Source organism: Moorena sp. SIO4A1 (genome assembly GCF_010672065.1).
GTDB lineage: Bacteria > Cyanobacteriota > Cyanobacteriia > Cyanobacteriales > Coleofasciculaceae > Moorena.
In genome coordinates, this window is record NZ_JAAHHX010000977.1 from 1 (window position 1) to 1,121 (window position 1,121).

The 1,121-nt window shown below is 47.3% G+C and carries 1 protein-coding gene; it reads right to left on the reverse strand.

What is annotated here, in order from left to right; translation table 11 throughout:
• Positions 1-310: 310 nt before the first annotated feature.
• Positions 311-1,121, reverse strand: an 811-nt coding sequence (locus tag F6K53_RS44575; protein WP_293087415.1) for a calcium-binding protein, incomplete at its 5' end; no start/stop codon positions are given.

Sequence of the window (1,121 nt, forward strand, 5' to 3'; positions counted from 1 at the left end):
TCAAAAGTCATAACTGGGGGTATCGAGTTAATCAGACAATTGGGGAAAACGCGATTGACCTACGGTCACGCTACGCGATCGCATTCGCAAAATCCCCTGTCCCACTTAGGTTGATGTAGTTGATGTTTGGTGGGCAGTGCAGTAGACCGATTCACCAACCTAGCCATAGGCTTGAGTTTGCACTGCCCACCAAACGATTAATCACAATGCTCCGAGATCTCAGTTAAACGGAGAGCAAAAACAGGGGAAAGACAAGCCAGATCAAGAAAACTTTAACTAGTCAGTTGTTTCCGAGACGATGTACTAGTCGTTATACAAATATCAAATCCCCTAGCTCATAACCACCAGAAACTACAGCAATTATGTCTTCCCCCGAACCCGAATTGATAGCGATAATCCCGTTATCAAAGTCATACTTATAGTCGATGCCTCCCGTGAGTTGAATTTTATCTATACCAGATTCTAAATCTTCAATTACAGCCAAGCCATCGCCAACATAGAAAGGTTTGTTATTCTCTCCAATCACCAATGTATCATAACCAGCTCCTCCGTTTAAGGTATCAGTGTCATACATACCTGGATTATTACTGTTGGGATCTACACCTATGATAATGTCATCACCAGAGCCCTCAAGCACCCTGTCGTTACCTGAGCCGCCAATCACAGAGTCATTACCTGAGCCGCCAGACAGAAAGTCATGACCTGAGCCACCATCCAGAGAGTCCTTACCTGAGTCCCCAGACATAGTGTCGTTACCTGAGCCACCATCTAGAGTGTCGTTACCTTCACGACCAGATATAGAGTCGTCACCTGAGTCGCCAGATAGAGAGTCGTCACCTAAGCCACCATCCAGAGTGTCGTTACCTGAGCCACCATCCAGAGTGTCGTTACCTGAGCCACCATCCAGAGTGTCGTTACCTGAGCCACCATCCAGAGTGTCGTCACCAGACATGCCAAACAGAGAGTCTTGACCTGAGCCACCATCCAGAGTGTCGTTACCTAACCCGCCAAGAACACAATCGTGACCATCGCCTCCCGAAATGGTGTCATGTCCGCCAAGTCCCAGGATTACATCGTTTTTCTCAGTACCCGTGATCTCCTCAGAAGCATTAGTACCAACA